The organism is Nitrospira sp. (assembly GCA_016788885.1).
Taxonomy (GTDB): Bacteria; Nitrospirota; Nitrospiria; order Nitrospirales; family Nitrospiraceae; genus Nitrospira_A.
The window spans coordinates 20515-28227 of sequence record JAEURX010000071.1 but is presented as its reverse complement, the minus strand read 5'-3'; the positions used below and the strand labels follow the sequence as shown (position 1 = coordinate 28227).

Sequence of the window (7713 nt, the reverse complement as noted above, 5' to 3'; positions counted from 1 at the left end):
TTCATTGCGGCTCTCATGGATTCCCCTATGGAAACAGCGGACCATCCTCTACCCGATATCGAGCTTTCACCACGCGAAATCAAAGCGTTGCTCCTGCTGGGCGATAAGGAAGAGATGATCATGACTGATCTCGCCACTGCCCTGTCGGCTCCGCTGAGCACGGTGACGAGAATCATCGATCGGCTTGAACGTAAACAGATGGTGGAGCGATTTCGTTCCGAAGAGGACCGACGGATCGTGACCGTCAAGGAATCTGAGAAAGGCAAGATGCTGCGCGAGCATTTCCGCCACAGTCAGCTCGATATAGCCGCTCGGATGCTACAGCCGCTCAGCAACGGTGAGCGCGAGATCCTGATCGAATTGCTTGAAAAGCTGACTACGGCCCGGAGTTCGAAATAGAGTAGCTCCCAGATGACCACTGGGAAGGTGAGAGTGCGCGCTCTAATATTTGCTGTATGCAATAATTGAAGATGTGTAAATAGATGGGAACGAAATAATGAGGCGAATCGCGCTGCACATGTTGATGGGAGATACCGGCAAATACCTCGGCATTGTCGCCGGCGTCATGTTCGCCTCGTTGCTCCTGGTCCAGCAACTGGCGATGTTTGTCGGAATCATGACTCAAATGTACTCGGGAATTAACGCCGTGAACGCCGAGATCTGGGTCATGGACCCGAAGGTGCGCTTCATCGATGACTCCCAACCGATGACGAATGGGCAGATCGGCCGAGTACGAAGCGTGGAAGGCGTCGCGTGGGCCGTCACCCTCTACAAGGGCTCTGTCCAAGCCAAACTCGAAGACGGCACAAACACCGCAATCGTCCTGTACGGGATTGATGATACGACATTGATTGGTGGCCCCGCAGTGATGAAAGCGGGCGCGCTCTCGGATGTTCGCCAAAGCGAGGCCGTGGTTGTCGATGCCATCAGCGCCGGTGACAAACTGGCGCATGTGAATCCGGACGGAACCCGAACACCGTTGAAGATCGGCGATACCCTGGAAATCAATGATCACCGTGTGGTGGTCGTGGGATTCTGCGAAGTGTCACGCGGCTTCCAATCGCAGCCCGTGGTGTATACGACGTATACGCGAGCGTTGTCGATGGTTCCCTCGCAACGTAAGAATCTGTCGTTTATCCTGGCTGCGCCGCAACAGGGGGAATCCGCTGAGAAAGTGGCAGCGCGAATCGGACGGGTTACGAGGCTTGCGGCCTACACCTCGCAGCAGTTCATCGAGAAGACATTGCGGTACTACATCACCGAGACCAGTATTGTGATTAATTTCGGCCTCTCCGTGTTCATCGCCTTTCTGATGGGCACGCTCATCGCCGGCCAAACGTTTTACAACTTCACGATGGACAACCTGCGGCACTTCGGCGCATTGAAGGCGATGGGCGCAGGGAATCGAACCCTACTCTCCATGATTTTGACGCAGGCGGCGCTGGTCGGATTCCTCGGGTATGGCACGGGAACTGGGCTGGCCTCCCTCATGGGCTGGGCCACGCAGGACAGCATGATCACCTTCACGCTGCCATGGCAGGTGCTGGCGGCGGCGGGCATAGCGGTAGTCGGCATTGTTGCGATTTCTTCCGTGATCAGTTTGAGGAAAGTCATGAAGCTCGAACCGGGCATCGTATTCAGAGGCTGATCCGTGGATACGACAAAACATATACATGCAGTCGAGTGCCGCGGTGTGAAGAAGATATTTGGCCACGGAGCCAGCGAGGTGCGTGCGCTTCGCGGCATCAACCTCACGATTCAGCAGGGCGAAGTGATGATGCTGGTCGGGCCGTCCGGCTGTGGGAAGACGACGCTGATTTCCACGATCGCCGGTGTGCTGGACCCAAGCGAGGGCGAGTGCCTGGTGTTTGGGCAGAATCTTCACCACATGACCGAAGAGGATCGGACGCAGTATCGCGGCCAGCATATCGGCTTTGTGTTTCAGCAATTCAATCTGATCGGCTCACTTCCGCTCCGCCAGAATGTCGCCATCCCACTGCTGATCAACGGGACCGGGTATGCAGACGCTCTCCGAAAAGCGGACGAGGCGCTCGAAAAAGTCGGGCTGGGCGATCGCACGATGTCCCGCCCCTCGGACATTTCGGGGGGCCAGCAGCAGCGCGTCGCTATCGCCCGGGCCATCGTCCATTCCCCGAACCTGCTGGTGTGTGATGAACCCACCAGCTCGCTGGACCACGTCACCGGGCAACGGATCGTTGAGTTGCTGCGCTCAGTGGCGACGAGTACGGGTCGGGCGCTGATCATTGTCACGCACGACACCCGCATCTACCACTTTGCGGATCGGATCGCCCGGATCGACGACGGACAGGTTCAGCAGATCTTTCACTCATATCAAGACATGGTGGACGCAGAAAGGATGCTGCAATGACTCGCCAATATCTCTTACCGGTCGTGGCTGTGTTGGGCGTCGGATTCGGACTATATATGATGGCGGCGACAACCAAGCCGCCGCAACAGTCCAAGCCCGTCGCCGAACCGTCGAAGGCGCCATTTGCGGCCTACGTTTTCGGTGCGGGATTGATCGAGGCATCGACCGAGAACGTCAGGGTGGGTAGCCCGACTGGGGGACTGGTCACGACCGTCTATGTGAAGGTCGGCGATCAGGTGAAGAAAGGACAACCGCTGTGGCAACTTGAAGACGGCCCGAAGCGAGCCGAACTGGCCCGTTACGAGGCCGCCGGGTCATCGGCCGAGGCGACGTTGGACAAACTGCGGAAAGGGAATCGGCTCGAAGATATCCGGAAACAGGAACAGCAACTCGCCCAGGCCAACGTCCAACTGGACGATGCACGAACGCAGTTGATGTTGCGCGAAGCGGCGTCCACGGAGGATTTGCGCGCGATCAGCCAGGACGAAGTCAACCAGGCACGCAACGCCGTGCGGCAACGTGAGGCCGCGGTGGCCTATCAGCAAGCTGAGCTGGACCGGCTGAAAACCGGGACGTGGACGGCTGAACTTCGAGTGCAGCAAGCCGCGGTTCGGGAGGTCCAAGCCCAGATTCTTCAGACCAAAGTCGACGTCGAGCGGCTGACTGTCCGCTCACCTCTTGCCGGGGAAGTGCTGCAAGTGAAGATTCATGCCGGGGAATATGCTCCGGCCGCTCAAACCGACGATGCCCTGATGCTCGTGGGCAATAACGAGGTGTTGAACATTCGCGTGGACGTGGATGAGCAGGATGCCTGGCGTGTGGAGCATGCGCAGCCCGCGGTCGCCTATCCACGAGGGCGAAGTGACCTCAACATTCCGCTCACGTTCGTGCGCGTCGAGCCCTACGTCGTACCGAAAAAATCGCTGACCGGAACATCCACCGAACGCGTGGATACGCGTGTGTTACAGGTGGTCTACAGCTTCCATCAGCGGCATGATTTCTCACTGTACGTCGGCCAACAGATGGATGTGTACATCCAGGCACAACCTCTGCCGGATCCGGGAGCCCAGGCCCATTTGGACACACGATCACAAAGAGGCAAGTCATGAGGACCCGCATACTCGCCGCCGTCCTGGTGTCTACGGTGATGGCCGGATGCACGGTCGGGCCGGACTATCGTGAACCCCTCATGCACACGCCCGCAACTTTTGTCGAGGCAACCCGAGAGAACCTCGGCAAGGACACGACGGCCCTCGCCGAATGGTGGACCACCTTCTCGGATGAAACCCTCACGTCACTGGTGCAACGCGCCATCGCCAATAACGTGGACGTTCAGATCGCAGAGGCACGGCTTCAGGAAGCGCGCGCGTCGCTTCGCTATACCAGTGCGAAGACGCAACTTCCGACCGTCGACCTCGAAGGGAAATATTCTCGCAACAAGATCAGTACCGAGAATCCCGCAATCCCCAAACTCGGTAGCGGGACCTTGATTCCGACGTCCTATGGCTACTATCAGCCCTATTTTGACGCCAGCTATGAGCTCGATGTATTCGGCGGCGTGCGACGGCAAGTGGAAGCATCTGCGGCGGAGGCGCAGTCCTATGAGGACAGCTTACGAAATACGCTCGTCAGCACCGTCGCGGAGGTCGCCAAGGATTATCTCCAACTTCGGCAATATCAGGAAGAGTTGGCTGTCGCAAATACAACAGAATCGTCACGACGTGACACGCTGAAGATCACTCAGGTCCGCTATACAGCTGGTCTCGCCACGGATTTGGATGTCGCAAAAGCCGCGGCCAGTCTCGCATCAACTCAAGCGACCATCCCAACCCTCCAGAGCAATGTCGGCCAGATGATGCACGCCATCGCCGTGCTGCTCGGCCAGAATCCAGGCGACCTCACCGACGAATTGAAGGCGAGGGGCCGCAACCTGACCGCACCGCCTGCAATTCCCGTTGGGCTCCCATCCGATCTCTTGCGGCGCCGTCCTGATGTCCGCCAAGCGGAACGCAGCCTCGCGGCAGCCACCGCGCGTGTCGGCGTACAGGTGGCGAATTTGTTCCCATCGATTAGCTTAACAGCCCAGTACGGAGTGCAGGCCGGAAACGCGCTGAACCTAACGCAGGCGGCGGCGAGCTTCTATACACTGGGGCCGCAAATCAAATGGGGCCTGCTGAACTATCCCGCCACGAAGGCGAATATTCGTACATATGAAGCCCGGCGCGATCAGCAATATCTGACGTACCGGAAAACCGTCCTGACGGCCTTCCAGGACGTTGAGAACGCGCTGGTCGCCTATCACAATGAACACGCACGGCACGCCTCATTGGAAGAAGAGGTCAAACAGCAAGAAAAAGCCGCACGCATAGCGATGACTCGATATACCCAAGGCTTGAGCAATTTTCTTGATGTCCTGGACACACAGCGATCGTTGTATACCGCACAGGACGCGCTGGTCCAAAGTCGGGCCGCACTCGCGATTGATCTCATCGCACTCTACAAGGCGCTCGGCGGCGGCTGGGAGCACAACGACCTGGTCGACCAAACCGTTCAATGGGCTAACCTGGAAAGTGACAGCAGATCGACAAGGGCACCGGCAGCGCGTGGTACGTCCGTGACGAATTGACATACCTGTGGCCTGCGTGGTGGACCACCGGCAACATTCAGGCGACAGTTTACGAGATCCCATCGCTCGAGTGTTCGAGCAACATGGTGATGGAAACCAGTTACGCAAACCGTAGACCGTTGGTGGGTCTCTACAGGCGATTGAGTCGAACGGCAGAAGTCCGGACCTCCTACGAGTGGTCCTGAGCCTCACACAGCAGGAGCCGGAGCGGAGGTTTTGGGGCGGCGGTTGGGGGAACTGTGCGGCTGCCACGACCGCGGACTGAACCGGCATGGACGACTTTTTCACCACATGGTGAAGGTCTTGCGCTGAAGTCGGCAGGCTGCTTCACAGGCTTGGTTCCCTCGTCCGAGTCCGGTTTCTCAGCAAGGCCAGCCCTGCGATCAGTAGCAGCGCAACGGCCAGTCCGAACAACAGGAGCGAGCGGTGCAGTGCCGGTGAGAGACGACTCCATTCCTCGCCGAGCCAATACCCGACCATGATGAAGGTACTGGACCAGAGAAGCGCACCCACATAGGCGAATCGCGCAAACGTTCCAAACGGAAGTTTCGACACCCCCGTCAGAAGCGCAGCGAAATGCCGTACCCCAGGCACAAAGTACGCGATCAGCAACGTGTATTTCCCCCATCGCTGCACCCATTGCTGCGCCTTGGTGAGGTGTTCCGGATTCACGGCGAGCCTGCTACTGAGTTGGGTGAGCAGGGCCGGGCCTGCGAGACGCCCCAGCATATAACTGAGACTGATCCCGCAGGCACTCCCGAAGAACGCGGAGGCAATCGAGGGGGCCAGCATGAGGTCCCCGCGAGCATTCAGATACCCGACGAATGTCAACAACGCTTCATCTGGTACCGGCAAACCCACGATCCCCAACATCAGCGCTCCGAAGATCGCTGCATATCCGTAGGACGCAATCCAAATGAACGCCGATTCCATGGCCACTCGTGCCGGCAAAGAGAGGTAGATAATGATGGGCTTCAGCGACATGACAGGATTCTGGACGGCCACAATCCCAGGAGCCACGCGCCGCATCAACCTAGACCGTGGGATCGCTGATGTCAACGGAGCGATCGGTGCCACGATTCCATCGCCTTATTTTTGTCACTTATCAGATCAATGGGTCAGAACGACGCTCGCGAGTAAACTTACCGACTCTGCCCAAATCCTTGACGGTCCCTGGAAAGACGCATAGACTTTCGCCAGAATTCATGCCTCTGTAATCCGGCTGGTCGTGACGTGTGAGGAGGTGCGATGAGCTGGTGGCTCTGGGCTTTTCTGGGAATCCTGCTGCTCGGCGGCGAAATGGTCACGCCCGGCGGATTCTATCTGTTGTTCTTCGGCATCGGGGCGCTGCTGGTCGGCACACTGGTCGGCTTGGACCTCATCCAAAGCGCGTGGATGTCCTGGCTGCTGTTCTCGGGTCTTTCGATCGGCTCCCTGCTGCTCTTACGCCCACCACTCCGCCGACTCATGGCCACCGATCGAGGCGGGATCTCGCCGGTCGATACGATGGGCGGGGAAACGGCCATCGTGCTGGAAGACATTCCTCCCGACGGCCGGGGCAAAGCGGAATGCCGCGGCAGCACATGGAACGCGCACAACCTCGGCCACACACCGCTCACCAAGGGCCAACGCAGCCTCGTCCATCACGTCGACGGCATCACCCTGTGGATCAAACCCGAATGAGGTTACCCCATCATGGAGGATAGCGGCATGCCAGGCGGACTCTGGGTCGTCATATTCCTTGCGGGCCTCGTCCTGCTGGTCATTTCCAAAACGGCGCGGGTGGTGCCGCAACAGAGCGCCTATGTGGTCGAACGTCTCGGTCGGTATTCGCGCACGCTCGGCGCCGGATTTCATATTCTCTGGCCGTTTCTCGACAGCGTCCAATACAAACACTCGTTGAAAGAAACCGCCATCGATATCCCCGAACAGATTTGTATCACGCGCGACAACGTGCAGGTCGGCGTCGATGGCATTCTCTATTCGAAGGTGCTGGACCCGCAACGCGCCTCTTACGGCATCAGCGACTATCGCTTTGCCATCACGCAACTGGCCCAGACCGCGCTCCGCAGTGAAATCGGGAAAATCGAACTCGACCGCACGTTCGAAGAACGCACCAACATCAACAGCCAGGTCGTCAATGAACTGGACAAGGCCACGGAGCCCTGGGGCGTAAAGGTCCTGCGGTATGAGATCAAGAACATCACGCCGCCGAAAGATGTCCTGGCCGCGATGGAAAAGCAGATGCGCGCCGAGCGGGAGAAACGCGCGGTGATTCTCACGTCCGAAGGCGAGCGCGACGCCGCCATCAATCAGGCGGAAGGCGAGAAGCAACAGGTCATCAAGGCGTCTGAAGCCAAGAAGCAGCAGCAGATCAACGAAGCCGAGGGTGCGGCGGCCGCCATTATGGCGATCGCCGGCGCGACCGCCGAGGGGCTGCGCAAAGTCGCCGAGTCCACGCAAGTTCCCGGCGGCTACGAAGCCGTGCAATTACGGGTCGCCGAACAGTACATTACCCAGTTCGGGGAACTGGCCAAAACCAGCAATACGCTCGTGCTGCCGGCGAATGTGTCGGATGTCGGCTCCATGCTGACGCTGGCGATGAACATGATCACCAAACGGTCTTCCCCCGCCTCGCCAGGAAAGTAGACGCCTCCCGGCAGTCGTTTGACAGTGGCCTGGGGCTTCCCTACAATTC

At 58.7% G+C, this 7713-nt stretch carries 8 protein-coding genes; 7 read left to right on the top strand and 1 reads right to left on the bottom strand.

The features are described from left to right. The first annotated feature begins 27 nt into the window (after positions 1 to 27). The 5 genes from JNL86_17500 (at position 28) to JNL86_17480 (ending at position 5015) form a co-directional block, all read left to right on the top strand. Positions 28 to 399 (top strand): MarR family transcriptional regulator, encoded by a 372-nt coding sequence (locus JNL86_17500; GenBank protein MBL8044707.1) that lies wholly within the window; start codon positions 28 to 30, stop codon positions 397 to 399. Positions 400 to 496: 97 nt separating this feature from the next. Beyond that, on the top strand, positions 497 to 1648 hold the full coding sequence (locus JNL86_17495) for an FtsX-like permease family protein (GenBank protein MBL8044706.1): 1152 nt from the start codon (positions 497 to 499) through the stop codon (positions 1646 to 1648). Positions 1649 to 1693: 45 nt separating this feature from the next. Further along, positions 1694 to 2389 carry an ABC transporter ATP-binding protein gene (locus tag JNL86_17490; protein ID MBL8044705.1) on the top strand — a complete coding sequence of 232 codons (696 nt, stop codon included), beginning with the start codon at positions 1694 to 1696 and terminating at the stop codon, positions 2387 to 2389. Next, positions 2386 to 3498, top strand: coding sequence for a biotin/lipoyl-binding protein (locus tag JNL86_17485; GenBank protein MBL8044704.1), 1113 nt, complete (start codon positions 2386 to 2388; stop codon positions 3496 to 3498). Before JNL86_17490 ends, JNL86_17485 begins: the two co-directional genes overlap by 4 nt. Beyond that, positions 3495 to 5015, top strand: a complete 1521-nt coding sequence (locus JNL86_17480; protein ID MBL8044703.1) for an efflux transporter outer membrane subunit — start codon at positions 3495 to 3497, stop codon at positions 5013 to 5015. The genes JNL86_17485 and JNL86_17480 overlap by 4 nt, the downstream gene beginning before the upstream one ends. A gap of 327 nt (positions 5016 to 5342) precedes the next feature. On the opposite strand, the gene JNL86_17475 is transcribed toward JNL86_17480, so the two are convergent. Beyond that, complete coding sequence (locus tag JNL86_17475) at positions 5343 to 5999, bottom strand: DedA family protein (protein ID MBL8044702.1); 657 nt, start codon at positions 5997 to 5999, stop codon at positions 5343 to 5345. A 264-nt stretch (positions 6000 to 6263) separates the two neighbouring features. Here JNL86_17475 and JNL86_17470 point away from each other — a divergent pair, with 264 nt between their 5' ends. Together JNL86_17470 and JNL86_17465 are read left to right on the top strand one after the other, a co-directional pair. Further along, positions 6264 to 6698, top strand: coding sequence for an NfeD family protein (locus tag JNL86_17470; protein ID MBL8044701.1), 435 nt, complete (start codon positions 6264 to 6266; stop codon positions 6696 to 6698). A gap of 27 nt (positions 6699 to 6725) precedes the next feature. After that, on the top strand, positions 6726 to 7664 hold the full coding sequence (locus JNL86_17465; GenBank protein MBL8044700.1) for an SPFH/Band 7/PHB domain protein: 939 nt from the start codon (positions 6726 to 6728) through the stop codon (positions 7662 to 7664). Positions 7665 to 7713: the final 49 nt, after the last annotated feature.